Below are 22,472 nucleotides of genomic sequence, written 5' to 3' on the forward strand. Positions count from 1 at the left end.
GGCTAGAATGTGATCGTCCTTCATATAAGCAGTTACCTGCTCACCTTCATCAATCTCATCAGCAAAACCTTTTTCTACAGCCTCTTCAGCAGTAAACCATGATTCTGCATCCATGAGTGATTTAATTTCTTTGTCTTCAAGTCCTGTCTTATCAGCGTAAATGCTACGCATTGATTCAGCACATTTATTTAAAACTGCGGCCTGTTTTTCAAGTTCCTCTGCATTTCCAAATGCCATTGACATTGGATTGTGGATCATGAACAGGGAGCCTTTACTGATTACAGTCTTTGCATTCTTCAAAGAAGTAATCAGGGTTGCTGCAGAAGCAGCAAGGCCGGTCACATGAATTGTGATACCGGCCTTGTGTCTTGATAGGATTCCGTTAATTGCAAGAGCACTGTCAACGTTGCCTCCTGGAGAATTGATGTATATATCCAGAGGTTTATTCGGATTGATTGCACTAAAGGCCTTAGCTACCACAGCCTCATCAAAACACTTTTCATCCTCAAACCACTGCTCTGCAATCGGACCATAAAAAGAAAGCTGAGTATTCTCAGCTTCTTCTTTTATTGCCAATAGTGGTTTAGAAGAAGTATCTAGGTTTTTGACCATTGTCTTTATCCTCTTTTGAAGATTCATCATCACTGTCATTTTCAGATGATGAGCTGTCATCCTCAGTTAATTGTTTCTGACTGGTTGAAATTCCATATTCCTGCATCAGTTTTTCTTCACGTCCTCTCTGAGAGGCAATCATGTCAAAACTCATGCCGGTTAGTTCTGCAGCCTCATGTTCACGTGTAGAGAAGCCTTCCTCAACACGAACCTTTGCAGCATTAACCTCCTTGAGAGGGTCAAGCTGCCCCTGAGTATCACCGGACCAGTCAGCCAAAGACCAGGCTTTTCTGACTGCAGGATCTTCAAAGAAGCCAGGGGCATCAATTCTACCCTTGCTTACAGCCTCTGATAGCCATTCCTCATACACAGGCTGACACAGACGGTTAACTATCCACTGTCTGCGCATACGGAACATTTTCCATGCCTCAAGTAGAGCTCCACGGGAAGCGCTGTATGAAGCGGTAAAATTCTTAATCAGCAGTTCATATGGAAGCTCAAGTGCTGCACCAATCTGCTTGCAGATTGAAGAAACAAATCCGTCAAATGCTGTATTTGGTCTGCCTGGATTTGCTGTTGATACCTTTTCTCCTTCTGCAAGATTTACGATGGCACCATTTCCCAAACTTACATCGTTAGGATCAGAGGTTGCCGCACTCACATCAAGACCAGGCATTCCGCTCATCATGGAGCTTATCCCGTTCTCAGGAGCATCCTGTGTAATGAACACAGTAAAATAACCGGCCACCACTGCTGCAACTAGTTCAGCATCCGTATATCTGCCAAGTTGTTTTAATGCTTCTATAACCGGAGCAAGAAGAGGCACACCTCGTCTCTGTCCAGGACGCTCAATATCGCTCATCAGATGAAGAATATTTCGTCTGCCAGACTGTGCTCCAAAGGCAAGCACTCGCTTCCAGTCCTGATTCGGATCACTGGTTGGTCTATGGATGGTTCCTGGATGATATTTTGCTACCCAGTAAGCTATAGGCTCACCATATTTACCGACTTCAACTCCTTCAAGAATAGAATTGTCAAAAGCGCCCTTTACCCCTTTTGCTGGATTGCAGATACGGTCAGCCTCAATCAGATCAACTCTTAAATCATATGGGCAGTTAGGTCTGCTTATAAAAGGCAGGGCTACAAAGCAGTCTCCGCTCATCAGAGTAGATATCAGCGCCAGTGCCTGGAACTCATAAAAGGTACACATTCTTGAAGCATCACAGTTAACGTTGTCTGACCATAAAAGCCATTCACGCTCCGTCTTTTTCTGCCATGCTACAGCTTCATCTTCAGACAGTCCCAGCACTTCTCTGTCAATATGACTATTCATCATAAGACCTGAGCCGATTACATTGGTTCTAATAGTCTTAAGTGCTCCGGTTGCAAGAGGAACTCCCATATACAAATCACGGGAACGTTCTCTTAACGTCTTAATATTATCTGTAATATCCTCATCTGCTGAACCACTGTGACTCATCCAGCCAATCAGAGATTTTCTAGCATATGAAGCACCGTAATGACTGTAACCGCTATTGACTATTCTGCGATTGTTAACTGCTGCAGGAGCATTTGATTTCTTCACTGATTCAGATGCTTTAACAACAGTATTTTGAGTAGTTGTTTTTCTTGTTGCCATATCTTAAAAATCCTGTGGAATTGCACGCTGAATTCTTGGACGAGTATGACCGTTTTCAAAGAAATCAATAATCTCATTAAAGAAATCAAGCTGTTCCATAAGTTCAGAGAGTTTAACTCTGGTTAGAGAGCGAGAGCCAATGGTATAACTCTGTCCTGTTCTTAAAGCCTTTATAGCTTCCTTGATTTCCTTTCTTTCAGTTAAGGCTTCTTCGTATGTATAGCCTTTGTAATATTTAACTTTACTCATACGACACCTTTACTAAATACACGTCTTTTTCTTGCCAGAGGTTGGGCTGATGTTATCTGAGTTTCACTCTGACAAAGCTGCATGAATGCTGGTCGCATAAGCTCAATAGCGGCTGTTGCATATACAGCACAGTCCAAAGCCTCATTTCGTTCACGAAGTTTCTTCCAGCGTTCAGTCATACGACCTTTTTCAAACTTACGCTCAAAGACCTCGGCAGTTAACTGCTTAAAATATTCCTCAGTAAAGCCACAATCACGGGCTAAAGGATAATGCACATAAGCAGGACCGATATCATTAACCCTCAGGCGATTCATTAAAAGACGTTTACCTGAATCAACACCAAGGACAAACAGATGCGCTCTGTATCGGTTATTCTGTGAGGGTGAACCTACAAGAGGCTTTCCAATGGTTGAAGCACCCTTGATGGCAAACACTCTGCCTTTCTCACGACCTTTTGTATACTGGTACACGGTATCAGTCATTGAACCGTCACCGGAATCCACGAAGGTACAGGCAATTTTTAAATCTCTTCCATCCTGAATATGGAAGTTCTCCATCAGAAGACAGTCAAGCTGGCTCCAGACTTCATTTTGTTTGGTATCACCAAAAAAAACTCTGTGGCAGATACCCCATGATTCAAAATCAGCGCCCCAGCCCAGAACGGTACACTCAAGACGATCCTGCTGAACGTCAACGCCGCAGGTTAACATTCTGATTAAGGATGGAAGGCCGTCCTGAGGATAGTACTCACGACGATTACAGAGTTTTTCCCAGAAATTCAGATCTGCTTCATCTTCATGCCATGGTTCACCAAGCTTCAGGTTGATAAATTCCTGAAGACCTTCCTTATCCTTTTTGCGGTTTGCTTCCACCCATTCTTCAACAAGATCACGAAGTTCTACCCATGGAGAACATAAGGAGGTCAGATGGTAACCTTTGATTCTGGAATCCGGCTCCTTTGGAACCCATTCACCAGATTCAAGTAAATAAGGATCAGGCTTTCCGTTACCTCTAACCTTGTTCTTACAGTGAGGACATTCCATACGGATAGAATCTTCAATAAGACTTCCATCCGCATTTCTATCCCAGTGAACATTCTCCCAGGACATAGAGAAACGTTCACCGCAGTGAGGACATTTAACCTTGTACTCACGCTGATCAGATTTCATGAACTCTGCAAAGATTGTTGGGCCATCACCTCTTACCTCTGTGGTAGGAGTAGAAACAAAAACAATCTTACGATTGGTAAAATTCTGAGTACGCTGAACTGCCAGCTTTAATGGGTCTCCTTCCTGAGTTGAACCAAATCGGTCAATTTCATCACAAAGTAAAACTCTTATTGGACGCGAAGCCAAACCGGAAGGAGAATTGGAACCGACCATTGCAAGGTAACCTCCGGTAAAACTCTTCATACGAATAGTTGATCCGGATTTACGAGATCGACCTTTTTCATCAGTGCTAGCCACACTCATTTTCTCCTTTAAAACAGGAGTCGCCTGAATGGTCGGATCAATGCGTTCTTTGGAAAAAGCTTCTGCGGTATCAACAGTTGGTTGAACCATCATGATAGAAGATGGCTCCTGATCCATGTAATATCCCATTACATTCATAAGCAGCTCTGACTTTGCAACCTGAGAAGCTGCCATAATTACCACCTTCTCAACACTGTGAGAAGTTGCCATATCCAATGGCTCTCTCATGTATGGGACTCTAATGGTTCTCCACTTTCCTGGTTCCGGTGAAGTACCAGGAGCGACAAAACGATATTGATCTGCCCACTCTGATCCTGTCAGCTTAGGCCTAGGCTTCAGGATTTTATTAAGAACGGCAAAGAATAGATTCATAGGCAGAAAGAAACTAATTAATCATCAATAAAAGGCCATATAATTACTAAAAAGAAGAGGACATATAACCATGACACAGATAAATTCTCCAACTAAAGAAGATATTGATAAACTGTCATCATTTATTGAATTGGATCATAAGGTTTGGACTCATTACAGTGAATTTCTGTATGAACAGCAATTTAGTCGAATAAAAAATTATTTATGGCTTTCTGTAACTATCATTACCTTTCTTGCAGCAATTTTTGCAAACTACCTTCAACCTGGTTTGCAATTAACTTTATCTGTTTCGCAGAAGTTTGCAGTTCTATTTTGGTCGATTGCAGGTATTGCAAGTTCACTATCAGTGATATTGGGAATAATCTCGCTTTCATCCATTTGGAATAAGGATATTCCTCAAGATCCATATAGAGGAGGAACTCAATATATTGCACGATTTGAACGTTACGGAATAAACAGTCAAGAGCATTATGAAGATCTTAAAAATTTAGATGCTTTTTACGTACAATCGATGGAAAGTTATGTTATTCAAATAGAACAAAGAACTAGCTTTCTTCGTCATATGAACCTATTACTCATAATATCCGTAATTTTTTTAATATTATCTTTTTCTGTGTTATTTATAAATCAAATAGGAGGAAACTAATAAAATAGAATGAGTAATAATAATCAAAACGTACCAGAGAGAGGATCGTTAAATCCGCCTGCACCACCACGTAAAATAGTAACTGATAGTGCAGACCCTTTAAAGCGAAAGGCTCCAGCAAATTCTTCTCAGCAAGGAAGTAAATAAAACCACAAGCCCCTTATCGACATTAAGGGGTTTTATACTGTTATACCAATCAATTAAATGATTGTAGTCACTTGCTGTAATGTCACAGTCTTTTACATATCAGGTAACCATTCCTAGCTTTACATCTACCCTACAGAATTCTTACCATTTCATTAAGGATATTTGATAGCTATAAAAACTTATTCTCCCACAGCATAAAGTTTCTGCAATTCAGCAAGACTGCTGTTTATTTCATCTTCTATGATTTCTTCAATGTCTCTTGCAGATCGGCCTTCACATATTGTTGCCACACGGGAAGGAATAGTAATTAGTTTGCTTCGTACTAAAGCGGCAGCTTCTTCCGCATCATGATGAATTCTTTCAATTGGAATCAGTCTCTTTTCCGCCTCATCAACTTTCATCTTCTGTTCTTTGGTCTGAAGCGCTGTGAGATAAGCTTTTGCAGAATTCATAACCGCAATAGGATCATCTTCGATCTGAGAAATCCATTCTTTAAAGACCTTTTCAAACTCTTCCTTGTCCTCAATTATTGACTGGATTTTATCAATTTGTTTTAGGGCATTCTGTCTGCTTTTTGTCTTCGCTGTAGATTTCATGGTGTTCTGGTACTGCTCATATGCCTTTACCGAATCCTGCAGACTTAACATACCTCGCTCATTACAAATTTTAAAAAAGCCTTTATCAATAAGACTCCTTACAGATGCACGTGATATCCCGAGGTTTCTTGCTAATGCACTTTGAGAAATCAGGTCATTTTTTGACATAAAATAATTCCATAACTAAGTGGACAGCCACTTTATAAAAATCTATTCAGCTAGATATATTTCGGGCGTCTCGCCACCCGAGGACGATTTCAAGCTGTCACAGTACCTTTTTGATCACAGATTAGATCCTTCATTCTCTTTTATAACAGATCTTAAATAGAAAAAGCACAGACAATCTACGGTTATCATCTGTGCTTAGCGTTTTATATACAGGGATATTTTATGAATCAGATACAGTCGACTTCTGAGAAATCATGTCATACCACTCAATCAGCTTATTCAGGTAGGTTGAGTTGATATCACAGTCACGAGAAACAACTAATTGCTGTTCATATAGTCGCTGAAGTTTTGCTTTGTCCTTTGCAGAGCATTCACATCTACCTTTCTGTACTGAGCTGGTAGCTGAGGCAACTGAGGACAATGCTGCCGTGTTGGTATCTGAACTGGTCTCGTTGAGCACCCTGAAAGAGAGACCATCAGACACAGCAGCACTGAAGTCTTTAGTAATCTGTTCAATACTGGTCTGAACTGTTTTAACATTCTCATTGGATAGAAAATAGTATTCATATTCTTTGTTTCTCTGATCTTCAATTGCCTTTATCTCAAGATTTGCTGCTTCATTCTCTAAAGTTTTAAGCTGAAGCTCATATTTATCAGCTGAATACGAATAACCGGCTAAAGTTCCAAGAAAGAACCAGGCAACGACAATAACAGCTTTCGTAAGAATCGAATTCATATTTAACCTGCAGTGAAAGGATAATTAGGATTTGCCCAGAGCTGATTCCACAACTCAACCAGTTCAAGTTTCGGTTTTCTTTTATAAAGACGTTTGTAATTATCAGACACAGGAGGAAAACTAACTCTTGGAAATTCACAGTGACGTTCATGCACCTGAATCAGGCGATCAAGTTTAAATTTCATAAGTTAGAACCTCCAGAAACGAAAAAAGCCCACATTTCTGTGAGCTTCTTTTTGACATTTTTAGACTAAATTTTTACGTCTATACCTGCGTCATTTAAGACCTTCTGCGCTGAAAATCTTGATTTACAGGATTTATGCACTGTAAACGGAATATTGTTTTTAGGATTAAACCATCTTTCATGCGAGCCTTTACCGGTTCTTGTAGGATAACATCCATTCTGCTTTAAAATCTCTACAAGGCGCTTGTAATAATCATGTTCTCCCATTTAATTCAACACCGGAACTCTCATTGATGCATGAACATTGGAAGTGTCGGAAATGTAATCTTCAAGTAATAACTCAACACATTCCTGAATATTCTTTTTTAATTCTTCAAGAGTATCTGCATCAGTATTTATTCCTGGTAGATCTGACCACGCCACATAGTAACATTTAGCCTCGGCATCATAACCGACACCGACTCTTAATTTTAATGTTACTCCTCGCTTTGCAAACCATTTCCAAAAAGGCTTACCTATTCGATACGAAAATGACATTGTTACACCTCAACAAGTTATTGCGTGTATATTATCATTTTAGAAGAAAAATAACTTAACGAATAAGTAAATTTTCTCAGATTGGCACCGCCTTGAGGAATCGAACCTCTCCTTAATCGCTGTGATAGCCTCGAGCAGTCAATTGAATGACCACCACACTACCATGACCGAACTCGTCAGAACAGCCAGCAGCTGATCATGTGCCCCATACACCAAAGCGGTATTCGTGCCTTTTAGCCCAACAGCGCACGACACTGTTATGATAAAAAGACTACGGGTAGTCCTAGAGGTGTTAAGCCTACATAGCTTATTAAAGAGACTCAAAATCTCAAAAATCTCTTCTATGACGGGGAGCTATGCGCCCTAAAAACTTGCCTTGATAACTCAATTTTACAATCACATTAAAAAGCTCCCTTACTGCTAATAAGAGAGCTTTGATTATATTTATATTTTATGAAAATCAATCAATGCTAACACTATTGAAACTTCTCTGTCTTTTGTCTTTCAGATAAATACAGCCATTTCTTTTATGTAACATTAAAACAAGTGTCTCTTTCAACACTGAACTCAATCATGGTTAACATGATTGTAAAATTGAGCTCAAAAAATTGCTCACCAATCACATGACTGATGAGCATACATCAAACAAACATAAGGAGTAATCGGTAGCTGGTATCTTTCCTCTGAGGTCAACGGCATGTGGTATAAGAAACCAGCAAAAGAGCCCCCCTTCTTCTTTTCACGATAAGAAAAGAGATCTTTCTGCTTCACGACGTTTGGTTAATCCTTTCAATTCAACGCCGTTACACTTGTTCCATCTTAAAAACTGATTAGCTGCGCCTTCATAGTCACGCTGTTTCATTTTTTTCCACAGAGTGGAGGATAAAAGGTTATTGGTGCCAACGTTATAGGCAAAAGAGATTAAGGCATCAAACTGGTTCTGATTGACTTCAATCTCATCAGCATTTAGTGCTCGAACCAAGTCAGATTCAAATTTATTTAAATCCTGTTTAAGCAGCATCTCGGCATAAGCTTCAGTACAAGCATCATCTGCTTTAACATCCGGGCCATAATGGCCAAAGCCAATTGTGTAGTATTTTTCAGAGAAATGGGCCTTATAAGCCTTGGTTCTCAGCCCCTCAAATCGACGTATCAGATCTATTCCGTGAGAACTTACAATTAACATCTTCAACTCCCAGATATTCACATATCGCGCTCATCGCTTCCTTTGCACCGTAAGCGACAATCACCCTGTAACCAATATCAGATAGTCGCTTATGCCAAATCTTCTGTTCTGGAGATACTCTTGATAAGGATTTAACAGCTCTTTTCATTTCTATAAAAAGACCTGCGTACCCCTGTTTAGGAACAGCAAGCATTAAATCAGGAACACCAGGGCGAACCCCTTCGTGTTTCATTCTCAATGCTTCATTTGAAAATCTTGCAGTAGTCTTAGCTCTGGAACCACCATTAGGTATGGCAAAAAGAAAGGAGCCTACAGTATCAGCTCCTACTTTTTTATGATCGGCCCACAGAATTAGTCTCTGCTGCTCAACAGATTCCAACGGACAGTGATTTTTTGATAATGACATTTAATTCTTAGCGATATATTTTTCAAACAGCTTTGCAAGTAAAAGCTTAATCTGATCTGTTCCAATCCAGGATACAAACACAGCAACCGGAACCGCCCAGTCAGGACTAAGGTCAAAATATAGAACACCGGCCTTTGTTAAGCCTAGAGACAGCAAAGCACAGGTCAAGGCCTCAGAAACACGTGTAAAAAACTTCATCTTCGGATTCCTCCGATAAGTAGTTAATATAGACGTGATTATCGCTGTGATTGCTGATATAGCCCAAGGTGACTGGCTCGTATTTTGAATCTGATCTTCCCACCACGACATCACGGGACCTCACATACGCAATAGAAATAAAAAAGCCCCATCAGATGACAGGGCCCTTGCTTATAGGTATTTTATGCACATTTAGAAACAATTCTTCATTGTATTGTTTTCTAGTATATTTTGAAAAAACGATCTTTTAACGATCTTTTTTATATATTTATGTGATAAAAGTATCATTTTTAAACAAAAACTATTTACCACCGCGCTCTAAGCTACCGATTTCATCTGTTTAAGAATCTTCTTAAGCTCGTTTTCACCGATTCTCGAAGATATCTCAAGATTCTCTCCCAGTAATAAAAGAGTCTCCTTAAGAACTTCCAAATGCTTCAAGATCTCTCGTATGTGATCGTAACAGGCTCTAAAATTTTCTCTATGGGAATTAAGCCAGGTTAAAGTTTTAAGTGCGCAGTTAAGATTATCTTCATTGAGAGTAACAGAACTTGAGCGCCTGTTTTCCTGTAGTCCACGCTGATAGGCCTGTTCTAAAAGCTGACTGGTCTTTTTCTCCTGAATCTGCTCTCGCATTTCAAAGAAGGCTTTAACCAGAGCCAGCTTAAATTTAATGACCTTTTCTGAATTTCTCATCAGAGTAACAAGGAAATAAGCCTGCTGTTCATTCAGGATTGCAACTTCTTTTGATTGAGGAGCCGTTCCAAAGCCTCTTTTCACTTGCTCCGTTTTAAACGGAACAAGGCCAAACTTTGATAAACTCTCTTGATATTTCTTGGCAAGCTCCAATACATCAGTGGCTCTTTTATCCAGAGCAGTAGCAATTACTTCAGAAGTGGTTACAGGGAAAGATTGATCCTCTGAGAGGAATACTAAAGATGTGTTAGACATAATATGTCTCCTGATTGTTACTTTTTTGATGAATGCCTTTTGATGGGCGTCGGGAGCTCAAAACTGCACAATCAGACACAGCTGGAATATTCACCACGAAGGCTATTGTATTATCCAACTCCCGACATAGCTTGTGGCCGTATGCCTAAACATACAGCTTAATTCTGTCGGATTATGAAACGGTCATGTTTTGACGCACTGACCCTGCGCTGATTGATGTGAGTTTTGAAGCTCGTCTGTAATGTTAGTATAAAAAAGCTTGATTTGCAAATTACTATCCCTCAAATAGATGGCAACTTAGGGATTATTGTTTACTTTAGGAATTTCAATTCCCTCGATATAAGCGTTTTTGATTTTACCGTCTTTCAAAACAGTTTCATTTAAAATAAATTCAAGAGGCAATCCTTTTTCGCAGAATTCCCAAATAAGTTTAATTTTAACTTTTAGAGATTCATCTTCTGTATCACTGTTTACTGTTGCATCAACAGTTGCGTTGTTTTTGTCAAATGATTTCAAGTGAAGCTTAAGAATTGGGTAGCGTAATCTGTCTATTGATGTTATAAGGAACAATCCTTTTACAATTTTTGAATCAGAAGGGATGAACTCTTCATCTTGGGTATCTTTAATTTCTTGGATTTCTGGTATTGAATAAACATAGTCATTCAATGTAATCTTTTCGACTTCTCCTGTATTTCGAATAAGAACGTGGGAAGCTCGAATCTGTTGCTCTTTTATTTCTTTAAAAATCTCTTCCTTTAATTTAACAAACTCAGGGGATGCAAGAATTGCTTTTGTTTCATCATTTATTGAAATCTTCTGAAGAACATTGTCTCTTGCTATTGTCTCTGCAGATTTATTCTCAATTTCTTTTAATTTTACATCTCGTTCGGCCCATGTATCATACAGTTTAGGTATCTGAATAATTGCAGCAATAATTATTAGTGTTAGGCAAAGATGCGATGGTTTCATTTTCTCTATCCTTTTGGCAACTGCTGCTACGATAGGCTTTGATAATTTTAAAATCAGCTTGGTACAACCCTTATTTACAGAAATATAAAAAAGAAAGTTTTCTTTCTCTATTTTAGAGAGCTGTCTGTATGGGTTCCTATCTCCTAAAATGAATAAAATTTGGCGGTTAAAAATTGTTTGATATATTGAAATTGCTTCGGCAAAGTCAGAACGAATGGTGCTGTCATAGTTTGGGCCTTCAATTTTTAGTATTACATCAGCCAAAGACACATTTTCTACATCCAAATTTCCCCACAGAGTTGCTAACGAATCATCAGAGACTCCTTCAAGTTCAAGAAATCCATTTATTTGTTGCCATGTTGCGATTTTAGACTCTATCATATACCACCCTCTTTTAAGAATTGTATCAATATATAACTCTATTATCTTTGGAGTAGATAACAAAGCTTGATTTGCAAATTACTATCCCTCAAATATATTTCTCAATTTCTCCCTGCAGCTATCTCTGAATTTCATCTGTCTTTCAGCTGCAAGCTCCATATCCTTGTAATAAGCTTCAGTCTTCTGTTCGTTATAGGAAATATATTCTTCTCCGGTAACCCACCTTACAGCTAATATTGGATCATCATGAGCACGAACATAATGCCTGGTTAAACGTCTTACTTTTGAATAAGAGATATGTAAATCTTGGCAGCATTCTTTGAGAGACCTATAAACTTTCCCCTGGTATTTAAAACTAACCATTGGCGCGCTCCTGCAGGTAGTCAAAGATTAGTTTTTCACCTCGGATAATCAGTTCTCTTACAGCCTGAGCATTAAGGTAGTTAAGACAGCCCTGTTCATTAGCTTTGACTGCGAAGAAATTTCTGCGCTTTTTAACCTTTGGTTTTCTGCCTGGCTTTTCTCTGATTACGGAGAGGATGTCATATTCATCCCAGCCGTTAATGTAATACATCCTTACCAGTAGAAAGATATTTGGTCTTGTCTGTTTTAAATGGCCGAATGCGCCGTCTATAATCAACGCGCTCTCATCGTCAATGATATAACTTTCAGAGGAGCTTCCATGTGTCTTATAGCCCACACAACCGAAGTAGCGGGCCCATACACCATAATTGCGAAGAAGAGAGATAAAGGGTGCACTATAACCATCTTCAATTGAACTTTTAATCAAATTGGTTATCATATCTTCCTTCTTAGATGGTTACATCATTCTAAAAGCATTTAATCCGCTCACCTGTTTAACTTCAAGATCTTCATTGGCAATCCCCAGTTTATTTAAACCGGTCAGATAGTAGTTCAGCTGTGAGCCATGAATGGTCTTATAGTATGAATTCTGTTCGGATTTATACATAAATCTAAGCTTTCTTAACTCTTCGTATGGCAGGTTATCAGCATTTTTAATTCTGATGATTTCATAGCCTTTACTGGTGTTAATCAGGAGCTCTTTAAGAGCATTCTCCTTGATAAGCAGAGTAAGCATAGCAAAAACATCGTTAATAGCTCTGTGAGCCTCATACTCATAACCTACTGAGCGTACCAGTTTAGGCAGAGAGCAGCTTTCCTTTTTGTGTCCTACTCTCCATGAAACACCTTCCATTGAACAGCCCCAGTAGAACTTGGAATCTATCTGTCCTTCCATAAGTCTTTCAAAGAATGGTCTGTCAAAAGCTGCATTGTGAGAAACAATCAGATTGCATCCGTTAAGAATTTCAAAGATTTTCTTGAAATCCAGTGTACAGCCATGCAGCTTCTCATCAGTTAAGCCGGTCAGATTGACAATGGTTTCACTTAATGGAGCTGATGGTTCCCTAAAGCCGTCATACGCTTTGGAGATTTCCAGTATCTCGAAAGTAGCCTTTGAGTAGGTTGCTCTTACCATACCGACCTCAATTACTTCGTCCTTTGAGATATTCAGTCCGGTAGTCTCTAAATCCAGGAATACAACCTCACCTGTTTTCTCATTCTCTTTTGCCTTTCTGAAGAAACAGCCATACCCCTCACGATAATCAAAAGGCAGAGGTTTAAGTCTTGGGGCTATTGTCTGACTGTTTCTATTGTTCTTAAAGTAAGCCATAGGATTTAGTTCATTCCTCCGAATAGAGCTCTGGTAACTGCTTCAGAACCATAGGTGCTGAGAAGATTGGCCATATAGGCGTTATCTCTAATCTGAGCATCAGTGATATGGGAAAGAGCATCAGGAGAACTGTTTGTTGTATAACCTACGGGTTTTCTTGGAGTAACCCTGTCAGTCCCCCTGATGAAGACGTGATTCTGATTGCTGCCGGAATTTACGGCACCATAGACTTTCTGTTTCTGTCTCTGGTCGTTTTTGATCCATGTGCTGACAATGCTCTTAAGCATCTTCTCTGAGATAACAACCTTCTTGGAGTTACCACGCTTGAATCTCCACGTGCCGGATTTAGCGTAGTATTTTCTCATACGACCAAGAAGCTGTTCTGCTTCATCTTTGGATAACATGAAGGTAGTAGTGATGATATGACGAAGAGTCTGCTCTAACGCATCAGTATGATTGACTTCCTGCATGTTCTGCTGAATCTTATCCTCAGAAGGTCTTCTGTCCAGTACATCACCATCAATAAAGTGGGCGTCATCAACCTCACCGTTTTCATCATAAGTAACTAAGACTTCATATCCCTGGACAAATTGTCTAACAGTTACACTTCTAGGATTCTGATTTTTACTCTGAGAACGTGCTACCTGCTTTTCTGATTTTTCCTTTTCAGAAATATGTATATGATCAGAACTGCAATCGCACTCAAATTTTTTTTCATCGCCAATAGTTTTATTAGTACTGAGATCTTTATATACATTTATATTTGTATATATATTTGTATCTCTTTTAGTAATTGGACATTTTGACCAATCGGATTGGACATTTTGACCAATTTCTGAATTTTCTGAATTGGACATTTTGTCCATATTTTTTGAAGAAGCTGCAGACAAAAATTTTTTAGTTGATCCTGTTTTTGCTTTCTTATTTTTTGTAAGCAGATGAGGCTGTTCTTTTGCTCTGTTGGAAGCAGCATTTCTTTTTATCGCATCAGGAAGAATTCTGATTACGTTGTCGCGCTCAGAGTTATCCAGATAGATAAGACCTTTGGCAAAGAGATCTTTTAAAGCTCTGTCTACGGTCTTACGTGATAGATTAGTCATAAGGCATAGATTCTGAATTGTCGAAAAGAATCCATCCTTAAAGGTTGAGAGAAACATCAGCACTAAGCGGGCATTTGCCGTGGCACTGACAAAAAAGAAGTCTTCCGGTATATATGTTGGCGTTGAATTACTCAGAGTGCTCATTCTTGATCCTTATGTAATGTTTATTTTTCTTCTAATTGCTTCCAGCACATTAAATCAGGCTTAACAATCTGAAGGTATGCAATTCTGCCTCCTGGAACTCCATTCTTTTTCCAGTCAATAACAGAAGGAACCTTCATATCTAAAAGTTTTGCTACAGCGGATAAACCACCCAACTCAGTAATAAGGATTTGAGCGAATTCCTTAGTTGAGTTCTTTAGTTTTCCTTTTGTTTCAATAAGTTGCTTAATATAAGGGTTCATTAAAGGTTCTCCTTTACATTTTTATATATAGTATAGGTAAACCTTGTATATTTTTGCAAGGCTCTTCTAAATTAATATTTGATAGGATCACCTAACAAAAAGAAAGAGGAGAATAACTATGGCTGGGATGGAATTACTTTCTGATCGCATTAAGTGGCTATATTCAAATAGGAATATGTCACAGTCAAAACTAGCTAGAGCTGCAGGTGTAAAAGCTCCATCTGTAAAAGACTGGGAGGAGGGAAATACTAGAGGTCTTAGAGCTGACGTAGCTTTGAATATAGCTAAAAAATTAAATGTAAATATTGACTGGTTAATCACAGGTAATGGCTCTCCGGAAACTGCACCTACTGTAATCGATAAGAACAGTGAGGAGTATGTACATGTCTATTTAAGCAGGGTTGTATTTCAAGCTGGCTATGGAGCAGAACCAACCATCGAAGAGGAGACATCTGGAGAACTGATTCGATTAAGACGAACCTTCTTTGATGCTCATCATCTGAATGCTGCAAGGTGTACATGCTTCCCAGTGGAAGGCGAAAGTATGCAACCTCTTATATATGAGGGAGAATATGTAATTGTTGATACCACTCAGAATGATCTCCGCTACATAAAGGATGGAAAGATCTACGCAATCAGCGTGGAAGGTCTGCCACGAATCAAAAGATTATTCCGGAAGATGGACGGCAGTCTGATTATCCGTAGTGAGAATAAGAACTTTGGAGAGGATGTTATCAGAGGAGAACAGCTTAATACTATCAAGCTGATAGGACGTGTAGTTGCTCGTATTGGAGCTAAGCCTTTTGAGTAATCATCCAATAAGCTCCAGAAGTGAGGCTTAAAAACTGCTAAGCTCCAAAATCTGTATTTTTTGGAGCTTAATTTTGTAAGAACAAAACAAGAAAAAAAAACAAATAGGTGTGTATATGAATTTCAAAACATTAAAAATTAGAGTGTTTGATTTAGATTCAGTAAATAAAAATCTGACAGAAAGTGAGTTTGATCTTTTAAAGGTGATTGATTTTCTACTTACCCTAAAACCGTTTTAAGTATATACGCGCTCACACTTAAGCCCTGCTCTTTAGCAAGCTCTACAAGTTTATCATTCTGAGCTTTAGTACACATCACTATAATACGGTGATCTTTTTTTAAGGCAGGATCAATAGTTGATCCCACCTTACGACCAGAACCTACTCTTTTACCGCCCCAGTTTCTGTTTTCTTCATTAGTCATTAGAAGAATTTCTCCATCAGTCTGCATCCAACGTCAATGATGTCCAGGAATAAAATTGCAATTACTATCCATTCCAGTCTCTGTAATCTTTTCATATTGCTAATCCTCCAAAATAGCTTATACTTTAGATGCCCTTAGCCTCCAACTAAGGGCTGATGTTTTAGTTAAATATCAGGTCAAAGATTCGAAATATTGTGTCAATGATTAGAGCCGTTAGTGCAATTATTTCGGTCTTTGACCACCTACGCTTGCGTTCTTGCTTGCGTTTCTTCTGCTTGGGTTTCATATTTTCCTCCTTAACCCTTTCTACATTTTAATTATAGTTTATCTTGATTAAAATTGCACGTAATAATCAAGATAATATAATCAACATGTGATCTATATCTCTCATATATTTCCTAATAAAATCCCCGTTTTTATAAACATGCCTAAAAGATTAATGTGATCTTCTTAAATTTTTTAGGTTATCCTATTGCATTTAGCTAAGGTTTACCTATAATACACATTAAAGGTTAAACTTAAAAAAGTTAGGATTACCATATAAAGTTTAAGAGGTGTATATGACTCTCTCACTCTCAATCAAAGTTCCAGACGCTCAGACAGACGAGCTGGTAACTAAATATTCAGCTATAAAGGACTTCTCCTATAAGGTAGAGCGCGCTCGTGCTGTGGCTCGTGAGTTCTTTAATACAGATAAGCTTGAACTTAATGCTGATAAGGTTAAGCAGCAGAATGATCTGCAGTCTGATTTCAATACTCAGTTCTCTCTGCTGGAATCATTACTCAAAGAAAAGCTTATTGCCAAGCTTGAAAAGGAGCTTGAATCTCCATCCTCTACCGTAAGCAAAGAGGATCAAAAAGAAGAAAGCGTTCAGGCTGAAGATAAAGCTGCAAAAGACGAGACAACAGAACCTGCAGAAACAGCCGAGGAAGAAGCTAAGACCGCTCCTGCAGAGAATGTTAATGACGATAAGGTTGAGCTGGTTACAGATTCCCCAAATAACACTAACGTAGAAAAACTACAGCAAGCAAAAGCTACTTCTGAGGAGAAATCTGAGGAAGTAGCACCTTCTGAGAAAAAGGAATCTGCAGAAAAAACTGTAGAACAGACTATAAAGGACTGGGAAGATTCTAAGAAAACCAAGTCTTCTGACAAGAAAGACGAGTCTGCCCCTATTCCGGAAAGAGTAAATCTGTATGCCAAGAATCTGCTGAATATCGCTGAGCAGAGAAGCGTAACTCTATTAAGAGAACTCAGTCAGAATCCAAGAAAGTTCATGTGCAACTCTAAACTGCTTGATCTAAATGAACAGGTTTTTCATGATGCGGCTTGTGCAAGATATTACCAGTTAATGGCTGATCCTAAATGCAATCCATCTGTAACAGATAGACAGATTATGTCATGGGCTGTTGGTCCTCTTGGATATAACGGCTGTGCTCCTCTGCTGTCTCCTGTAGTACATAAACTATCCAATAACTACGCTGTTGAAGCTTTCCGTGATGCTCTGATTGCCTTTGACAAGTGCAGACAGAGTATGACTGATGAGAAATACCAGGATATCCGTAAGGCTGTTAAGAAATACGGCGACAAGATCACTTCTCAGGACGGCATTATCATTCTTTCTTTCATCAATGAGGAAATGGCAAGGCGTTTTCCAGATATGGCCAAGGCTAAAAACTCAGAAGATAAATCTTCAGCACAGCAGAACAGCAAGAACTCAACCACTGAAGCTAAACCAGTAACAGAAGTGGCAGAAACTACTGCAGCAGAAGATGAAAACTTCAATCCTGAAGACTTACCCTTTTAAGACTGAGGATACAGCCATGAAACAGATATTAGACGATATTTTGAGCGCGCTCTTCATAATCGTGTTCTCAGCGGTGCTGATGTACTGGGAGTGGCTGCCGGATATTTTAGATAGTTTTCTAATTTACATAAATTACTAAGCTGAACACCAAGAATGAGAAAAGACATTGAAAAACATATTGCCTACTTGGTATGGGCGGCGCTTATAGCCATGTTCTATCTGGTCGGCATAGAAATTTTAATAAAGTATTTTTAATAAAAATAACAGGACAGATCATGAAAACACTGAATGAATTAAACACCAAGCTCTTTCAAACTCTTGAGCGTATTACAGATGAAGAGATTGACGGTGAAGCTCTGGATAAGGAACTCAAAAGAGCCAAGGCTGTGGTTGATGTTTCTTCTGTAATCATCAACAACGCTCAGACTGTACTTGATGCCATGAAGATGATGGACGTATCAGGTAGAAACAATGCCGATATGCCTGAAATGCTGAACTGTAAATAACGACCGTGAGCGCGAATTATGGAAGTTAGCAAATATGTTTTCAAATATTCCCCTGACATGATTGAGTTTCTCAAAAGAGAATGTGTCGGCAGGAGTAACAGTGAGCTTGCAAGAATGTTCACTGAACACTTTGGGATTGAAAAGACAGCACATCAGATTTCTTCTGTAAAGAAACGTTACAACTTAAAGAGCGGACTTGATGGCCGTTTCAAGAGCGGTCATGCGCCTACAAACAAAGGAAGAAAGGTATCAGCACAGACATACGAAAAGATGAAGAACTCTAATACCTGGTACTCCAAGGGCAATCAGCCTTATAACACCTTACCGCTTAATACTGTGAAGAAAGATCAGCTTAACGGCTACTGGTACCACAAGTACAACATGCACGGTAAAACAAAAAGAGGCCGCTGGATCCTGCTGCACCATGAGATTTGGATTAAAGCTCATGGGCCAATTCCACAAGGGTACGTTGTGATCTTCCTTGATGGAAATAAAGACAATCTTGCACTGGATAACCTTGCCATGATTAAGAGATCAACCAATGCAAGACTTAATCAGATGCATCTGAGATTCAACGACAGGGATACCACAAGAACGGCTATCACCCATGCACAGCTGAAAGAGGCGATATTCAATATCGAGCATAACCGCAAAGAAAGACCTAAAAGCAAGAAGATTACTGAGGCAGAGGGGATAACTCAAAACGTTACCCCACAGAAAAACAATAAAGCTCAGAATGCATAAAGAACTAAGGATTAAGAATGATTCTTCCAAAGAATACCCCTTATGAGGAGTTTATAGAAACAAACATAAAGATCTATCAGCGTGAATATGGGCTTGATAGCACACTGGCAAAAGAATGTGCACAGATTGAATGGGACATCAGAGAGGAAGTTAAGCACACCAGACTCAAAGACATACAGAAGGCTTTTCTGAACCCTACTCCTGGCTTCGGTACCCGTCCGATTCATATAACCAGCCTGGTTGAAAAGGCCCCTGTTCCTACTGCAGAAGATCATCACAGGAATGCTGTTAAGAGAGCGCATGAGGAAATAGCTCGCAGGGCCCGTCTGAAAAAACAGGAAAAAACAGAGCGTGAAAGAGCTCTTGCCAAAGCGCAGTCTGATGCGGTTCGTCAGCAGTCAGAAAAAATCGCAAATGTTGTCCACGCTGATAATACAGGGAAGTCAGAGCATAAGAAAGCAGCATCCTCCGGAAGAATCGGCACCATTAACAGAGATCTTTTTGAGAAGTACAAAACAAGACGTGTACTTAAGGTCAGTGAAGTGAATCTCATGCTGGGTTTTAATCCTGATTCACGGAAGCCTGATGATTTTCCACGTGCTTTCAAATACGCAAAAGAGCTGGTCTATACCACCTATAAGGTTTATGACTGGATAAGAGCCAATAAAGACAGGCTCTACTGTATGCATAGGCTTAATCTTAACTGAATACTTACTGATAGAAACAAGAACCATTGAACACGGATAGGTAATAAAAATGACTGACGCACCCGAGGCACTAAATACCTATGAGTTAATTACCAGAACAACAGTAATGAAAATGCTGAATTTCACATCCCCTAACGGATTCAAGAAATTCATCAACAATACTCCTGATTTTCCTCTGCCATTTCCCCATAAGAGAGGCGGAAGAGTTTACTACTTCAAGATTCAGATCTTGCAGTGGCTGAAGGAAACAGAAGAAAGACTCCGAGAGGAAGCAAGAATACAGTCTGCTGCCAAGATACAGGCACTCGAAGAAGAAAGACTTATGAAACTGCAGGCCAGACAGAATGAAAAGGAACAGCAGCAGCGGGCCTTTAAGGAAGCTATGCGAAATGCTGAGCTGGCAGCAATCAAATTCAGAGAGAAAAGCAACATTTAAGCATCGATTCATAGATGTGTTCATGAGTTTGGTAGGGCGCTCCCTGCCCTACCCTTTTTGAACTGCAGTTCAGTTACATACTGGTTACATACCAGTTACATACCGGTTACACACAAAAGATTTTACGGATTAAATTACGGATTAAATTACGGATTAAATAAAGAGGAACACAAAATGGAAGAGGATATCATCAACCACCCAAGTCACTATGAATGTGAAAGTGTAGAAGTCAGCTACCGTGTAGAACCAATAGAGCTGTGCGAAATGTGCGGTTTTCTGTTAGGAAACGCGCTCAAGTATCTTTTCAGGTACCAGCACAAGGGTAAGCCTCTGGAGGATTTGAAGAAAGCTCAATACTTCCTCAAACGAATTAAAACCAACTATATGCATGCAAATACTTACGGCTGGTATGACAACGATAAGACTGCAATGGCTTTTCAGAGTAAGGAATTCTTTAAGTATTGTGATCTTACAGAAGGTTCTGCTGCTGTCCACCTTGGTCTGCTCAGATTTGTGAATGAAAAGATTGATGAACTGGAAGCTCAGTCTGTGGAGATGGGTAAATGATAGGAATGGAGATCGTATTTATAGTCTTTCTGGCTTTTATCGGTGTAAGTGTTGCAATCGGTGCTTATATGCTGAATGAAGTTATTCAAGATCTCAGAGAATTAAAACTGATGCTGGAAGAGAGATCATGATTACCAAAGATCTAAATCCTGTCTATCAGGTCAGATTTCCTTTCTATCCTCTTAATTTCAGAGAAGTTAACCGAGGCCCGGAAAGACTTAACCGCAAGGCAGGAAAGACCGGCTTAACCTTCCGACAGATTAAAGAACAGTGGAGAAGTGATGCGGTAACCATAGCGCAGGAACATAAATCTGCTGACAGGAGTTATCCGCTTAATAAGGATTTGAAGGCTGTAATCAGAATAAATCCTCGCTGGGTTATCGATTTTAACAACGCCAGTATTGTGCATTATCTGAAATACCCACTTGATGCGCTTACAAAAGCACAGGTCTATGAGGATGACAGTCAGATTAAAAGCTTTGAATGCATCATCGATTACGGTACAGGAGCTCCTGTGGAGATTACATTATGGAATATCTAGTGTTTAGAGAGCATGTCGATATGCTTCCAATAAGTCAGAATACCTTAACCTCCGGAAGTAAAAGAAAAGAGATCTTGGTTTATACCTCTCCTCTGACTGCTGGGGAACATTACAAAAAGCTTAAGGCAAAGCTGGCTGGTGTTTTTGGCAGAGCTCTGATTGCTGCAGGTGAGGCTCTGAAACAGCAAAAATGCGCCTGTCTGATTTTTACACTTGCTCTTCCTAATCAGATTGGGAACTCAAATAAAGGTAAGACCTTTGATTTAGACAATTTCGCATATCCAATCTTTGAGAGTGCAAAACACACGAAACTTATGGATAAGATGCAGGTTTTCAGAGTATCAAAGAGTAAGGCTATAGAACAGAACGGCTTTGATGTAATCGTGACCAGATATTACTAAGGGATCAAATCTTGACTAAAGCTATTACAGATCATCTTGGCAATGAGTTTAAGGGGGTACGTGCGATGTATCTCCACTACGGCCTGAACGAAAGTATTTACTACCAGCGTAAAAGACAGGGACAGTCTCTGGAGAAGATCTTAACTACTCCAGTAAGACTTCAGAAGAACAGCTGTCTTGATGATACGCTGGTTTACAAAAGACACCAGATATCAAAGAAAAAATATGAGAAAAAAGCTATCAGACTTAAATCCGAGGTTTCTTATAAAACAGAACACGGAAAAGTAACTGTTAGAGAATACTGGAGAGGTTAAGAATGAAAAGAGACTGGAACGAAAAAATAATACCTGTGGAGGTAGAACCTGCAGTGAATTACTGGAATTGCCACACAAGTAGGCTTTTACCTAAACCTAACGAAATATGGAAGCATTTTAAAGGTAACAACTACCTGATTATTTGTTTAGGACATCACTCAGAAACAAAAGAAGCAATGGTGGTATATCAGAAAATTGAATTTATAGATGAACCTTATGCCGTTCTTGCAGAGCCATGTATCAGACCATTGGATATGTTCATGTCAGAAGTTGACCATGAGAAATATCCTGATGTTAAGCAGAAATACAGATTTGAAAAGGTGGAAGAATGAAATTACAGCATATATCAGAAACACATAACATTAGAGCTTCATTAAATGCAGTAGTGAAAACTCTGATGTTGCAATCAAAATATAAATATAAGAAATTCTATTTAGTTTTTCAGGATGTTGAAGAGAAGAAACTTGTTGAGAAAACTATTCCATTAGATTTAGAACTATTCTTACGTTGGGAAGATATGCCAGTTCTTAATTATAAAATTACACCCATATCTGATACTGCAACAATAT

At 39.2% G+C, this 22,472-nt stretch carries 34 protein-coding genes; 14 read left to right on the top strand and 20 right to left on the bottom strand.

What is annotated here, in order from left to right:
• The 4 genes from QZU45_RS06170 to QZU45_RS06185 form a co-directional block, all read right to left on the bottom strand.
• Positions 1 to 612 (bottom strand): head maturation protease, ClpP-related (locus QZU45_RS06170; RefSeq protein ID WP_295352994.1); only part of this gene is annotated, 612 nt, incomplete at its 3' end.
• Positions 584 to 2,251, bottom strand: a complete 1,668-nt coding sequence (locus QZU45_RS06175) for a phage portal protein (protein WP_295352997.1) — start codon at positions 2,249 to 2,251, stop codon at positions 584 to 586. The genes QZU45_RS06175 and QZU45_RS06170, both read right to left, overlap by 29 nt.
• A gap of 3 nt (positions 2,252 to 2,254) precedes the next feature.
• Entirely contained in the window at positions 2,255 to 2,500 is a 246-nt protein-coding gene (locus QZU45_RS06180; protein WP_295353000.1) for a DUF6148 family protein, read from the bottom strand.
• Positions 2,497 to 4,344: a phage terminase large subunit family protein gene (locus QZU45_RS06185; protein WP_295353002.1), complete on the bottom strand. Its 1,848-nt coding sequence runs from the start codon at positions 4,342 to 4,344 to the stop codon at positions 2,497 to 2,499. The genes QZU45_RS06180 and QZU45_RS06185 overlap by 4 nt, the downstream gene beginning before the upstream one ends.
• 70 nt (positions 4,345 to 4,414) lie before the next feature.
• Here QZU45_RS06185 and QZU45_RS06190 point away from each other — a divergent pair, with 70 nt between their 5' ends.
• Positions 4,415 to 4,990, top strand: coding sequence for a hypothetical protein (locus QZU45_RS06190; protein ID WP_295353005.1), 576 nt, complete (start codon positions 4,415 to 4,417; stop codon positions 4,988 to 4,990).
• 326 nt (positions 4,991 to 5,316) lie between these two features.
• Here QZU45_RS06190 and QZU45_RS06195 read toward each other — a convergent pair whose 3' ends face one another.
• From QZU45_RS06195 to QZU45_RS06265, 15 genes are all read right to left on the bottom strand, one after another.
• Positions 5,317 to 5,784: a hypothetical protein gene (locus QZU45_RS06195; RefSeq protein WP_295353008.1), complete on the bottom strand. Its 468-nt coding sequence runs from the start codon at positions 5,782 to 5,784 to the stop codon at positions 5,317 to 5,319.
• 337 nt (positions 5,785 to 6,121) lie between these two features.
• Positions 6,122 to 6,637 (bottom strand): hypothetical protein, encoded by a 516-nt coding sequence (locus tag QZU45_RS06200; protein WP_295353011.1) that lies wholly within the window; start codon positions 6,635 to 6,637, stop codon positions 6,122 to 6,124.
• 2 nt (positions 6,638 to 6,639) lie between these two features.
• Entirely contained in the window at positions 6,640 to 6,822 is a 183-nt protein-coding gene (locus QZU45_RS06205; protein ID WP_295353014.1) for a hypothetical protein, read from the bottom strand.
• Between the two features lie 65 nt (positions 6,823 to 6,887).
• Positions 6,888 to 7,088 (bottom strand): type II toxin-antitoxin system HicA family toxin, encoded by a 201-nt coding sequence (locus QZU45_RS06210; protein ID WP_295353017.1) that lies wholly within the window; start codon positions 7,086 to 7,088, stop codon positions 6,888 to 6,890.
• Positions 7,089 to 7,358: a type II toxin-antitoxin system HicB family antitoxin gene (locus QZU45_RS06215; RefSeq protein WP_295353019.1), complete on the bottom strand. Its 270-nt coding sequence runs from the start codon at positions 7,356 to 7,358 to the stop codon at positions 7,089 to 7,091. It abuts the gene before it with no gap.
• 739 nt (positions 7,359 to 8,097) lie between these two features.
• Positions 8,098 to 8,544 (bottom strand): lysozyme, encoded by a 447-nt coding sequence (locus QZU45_RS06220; protein ID WP_295353023.1) that lies wholly within the window; start codon positions 8,542 to 8,544, stop codon positions 8,098 to 8,100.
• Positions 8,498 to 8,950 (bottom strand): VRR-NUC domain-containing protein, encoded by a 453-nt coding sequence (locus tag QZU45_RS06225; RefSeq protein ID WP_295353026.1) that lies wholly within the window; start codon positions 8,948 to 8,950, stop codon positions 8,498 to 8,500. The genes QZU45_RS06220 and QZU45_RS06225 overlap by 47 nt, the downstream gene beginning before the upstream one ends.
• Positions 8,951 to 9,259, bottom strand: coding sequence for a phage holin family protein (locus QZU45_RS06230; protein WP_295353027.1), 309 nt, complete (start codon positions 9,257 to 9,259; stop codon positions 8,951 to 8,953).
• A 207-nt stretch (positions 9,260 to 9,466) separates the two neighbouring features.
• Entirely contained in the window at positions 9,467 to 10,099 is a 633-nt protein-coding gene (locus tag QZU45_RS06235) for a Rha family transcriptional regulator (protein ID WP_295353030.1), read from the bottom strand.
• A gap of 297 nt (positions 10,100 to 10,396) precedes the next feature.
• Positions 10,397 to 11,449, bottom strand: a complete 1,053-nt coding sequence (locus QZU45_RS06240; protein ID WP_295353032.1) for a hypothetical protein — start codon at positions 11,447 to 11,449, stop codon at positions 10,397 to 10,399.
• Between the two features lie 81 nt (positions 11,450 to 11,530).
• Positions 11,531 to 11,812, bottom strand: coding sequence for a hypothetical protein (locus tag QZU45_RS06245; RefSeq protein WP_295353035.1), 282 nt, complete (start codon positions 11,810 to 11,812; stop codon positions 11,531 to 11,533).
• Complete coding sequence (locus QZU45_RS06250) at positions 11,805 to 12,251, bottom strand: hypothetical protein (protein WP_295353038.1); 447 nt, start codon at positions 12,249 to 12,251, stop codon at positions 11,805 to 11,807. Before QZU45_RS06250 ends, QZU45_RS06245 begins: the two co-directional genes overlap by 8 nt.
• An 18-nt stretch (positions 12,252 to 12,269) precedes the next feature.
• The gene (locus tag QZU45_RS06255) at positions 12,270 to 13,142 is read right to left on the bottom strand and encodes an exonuclease domain-containing protein (protein ID WP_295353041.1); all 873 of its coding nucleotides are present in this window, start codon (positions 13,140 to 13,142) and stop codon (positions 12,270 to 12,272) included.
• A 5-nt stretch (positions 13,143 to 13,147) separates the two neighbouring features.
• Entirely contained in the window at positions 13,148 to 14,386 is a 1,239-nt protein-coding gene (locus tag QZU45_RS06260) for a hypothetical protein (RefSeq protein WP_295353044.1), read from the bottom strand.
• Between the two features lie 20 nt (positions 14,387 to 14,406).
• Positions 14,407 to 14,646, bottom strand: a complete 240-nt coding sequence (locus QZU45_RS06265; RefSeq protein WP_295353047.1) for a hypothetical protein — start codon at positions 14,644 to 14,646, stop codon at positions 14,407 to 14,409.
• A 118-nt stretch (positions 14,647 to 14,764) separates the two neighbouring features.
• Between QZU45_RS06265 and QZU45_RS06270 the strand changes: the two genes are divergently transcribed.
• The gene (locus QZU45_RS06270; RefSeq protein ID WP_295353050.1) at positions 14,765 to 15,457 is read left to right on the top strand and encodes a S24 family peptidase; all 693 of its coding nucleotides are present in this window, start codon (positions 14,765 to 14,767) and stop codon (positions 15,455 to 15,457) included.
• 218 nt (positions 15,458 to 15,675) lie between these two features.
• Here the strand turns inward: QZU45_RS06270 and QZU45_RS06275 are convergent, their stop codons facing one another.
• Positions 15,676 to 15,879, bottom strand: coding sequence for a hypothetical protein (locus QZU45_RS06275; protein ID WP_295353052.1), 204 nt, complete (start codon positions 15,877 to 15,879; stop codon positions 15,676 to 15,678).
• A gap of 560 nt (positions 15,880 to 16,439) precedes the next feature.
• Here QZU45_RS06275 and QZU45_RS06280 point away from each other — a divergent pair.
• The 12 genes from QZU45_RS06280 to QZU45_RS06335 form a co-directional block, all read left to right on the top strand.
• Positions 16,440 to 17,687: a hypothetical protein gene (locus tag QZU45_RS06280; protein WP_295353055.1), complete on the top strand. Its 1,248-nt coding sequence runs from the start codon at positions 16,440 to 16,442 to the stop codon at positions 17,685 to 17,687.
• A 275-nt stretch (positions 17,688 to 17,962) separates the two neighbouring features.
• Complete coding sequence (locus tag QZU45_RS06285; protein WP_295353057.1) at positions 17,963 to 18,193, top strand: hypothetical protein; 231 nt, start codon at positions 17,963 to 17,965, stop codon at positions 18,191 to 18,193.
• 18 nt (positions 18,194 to 18,211) lie between these two features.
• Positions 18,212 to 18,937 carry an HNH endonuclease signature motif containing protein gene (locus tag QZU45_RS06290; RefSeq protein ID WP_295353060.1) on the top strand — a complete coding sequence of 242 codons (726 nt, stop codon included), beginning with the start codon at positions 18,212 to 18,214 and terminating at the stop codon, positions 18,935 to 18,937.
• A 17-nt stretch (positions 18,938 to 18,954) separates the two neighbouring features.
• Positions 18,955 to 19,644 (top strand): hypothetical protein, encoded by a 690-nt coding sequence (locus tag QZU45_RS06295; protein WP_295353063.1) that lies wholly within the window; start codon positions 18,955 to 18,957, stop codon positions 19,642 to 19,644.
• A gap of 49 nt (positions 19,645 to 19,693) precedes the next feature.
• Positions 19,694 to 20,080: a hypothetical protein gene (locus tag QZU45_RS06300; protein WP_295353065.1), complete on the top strand. Its 387-nt coding sequence runs from the start codon at positions 19,694 to 19,696 to the stop codon at positions 20,078 to 20,080.
• A 174-nt stretch (positions 20,081 to 20,254) separates the two neighbouring features.
• Positions 20,255 to 20,647, top strand: coding sequence for a DUF3310 domain-containing protein (locus QZU45_RS06305; RefSeq protein WP_295353068.1), 393 nt, complete (start codon positions 20,255 to 20,257; stop codon positions 20,645 to 20,647).
• Positions 20,644 to 20,778, top strand: a complete 135-nt coding sequence (locus QZU45_RS06310; protein ID WP_295353071.1) for a hypothetical protein — start codon at positions 20,644 to 20,646, stop codon at positions 20,776 to 20,778. The genes QZU45_RS06305 and QZU45_RS06310 overlap by 4 nt, the downstream gene beginning before the upstream one ends.
• A complete protein-coding gene (locus QZU45_RS06315) occupies positions 20,775 to 21,188 on the top strand; it encodes a hypothetical protein (RefSeq protein WP_295353073.1) in 414 nt (137 codons plus the stop codon). The genes QZU45_RS06310 and QZU45_RS06315 overlap by 4 nt, the downstream gene beginning before the upstream one ends.
• On the top strand, positions 21,176 to 21,589 hold the full coding sequence (locus QZU45_RS06320; protein ID WP_295353075.1) for a hypothetical protein: 414 nt from the start codon (positions 21,176 to 21,178) through the stop codon (positions 21,587 to 21,589). Before QZU45_RS06315 ends, QZU45_RS06320 begins: the two co-directional genes overlap by 13 nt.
• An 11-nt stretch (positions 21,590 to 21,600) precedes the next feature.
• Positions 21,601 to 21,903 (top strand): hypothetical protein, encoded by a 303-nt coding sequence (locus QZU45_RS06325; protein WP_295353076.1) that lies wholly within the window; start codon positions 21,601 to 21,603, stop codon positions 21,901 to 21,903.
• 2 nt (positions 21,904 to 21,905) lie between these two features.
• Positions 21,906 to 22,235, top strand: coding sequence for a DUF1653 domain-containing protein (locus tag QZU45_RS06330; RefSeq protein WP_295353078.1), 330 nt, complete (start codon positions 21,906 to 21,908; stop codon positions 22,233 to 22,235).
• Positions 22,232 to 22,472, top strand: a 241-nt coding sequence (locus tag QZU45_RS06335; protein WP_295353081.1) for a hypothetical protein, incomplete at its 3' end; no start/stop codon positions are given. The genes QZU45_RS06330 and QZU45_RS06335, both read left to right, overlap by 4 nt.

The organism is uncultured Succinivibrio sp. (assembly GCF_902756765.1).
GTDB lineage: Bacteria > Pseudomonadota > Gammaproteobacteria > Enterobacterales > Succinivibrionaceae > Succinivibrio.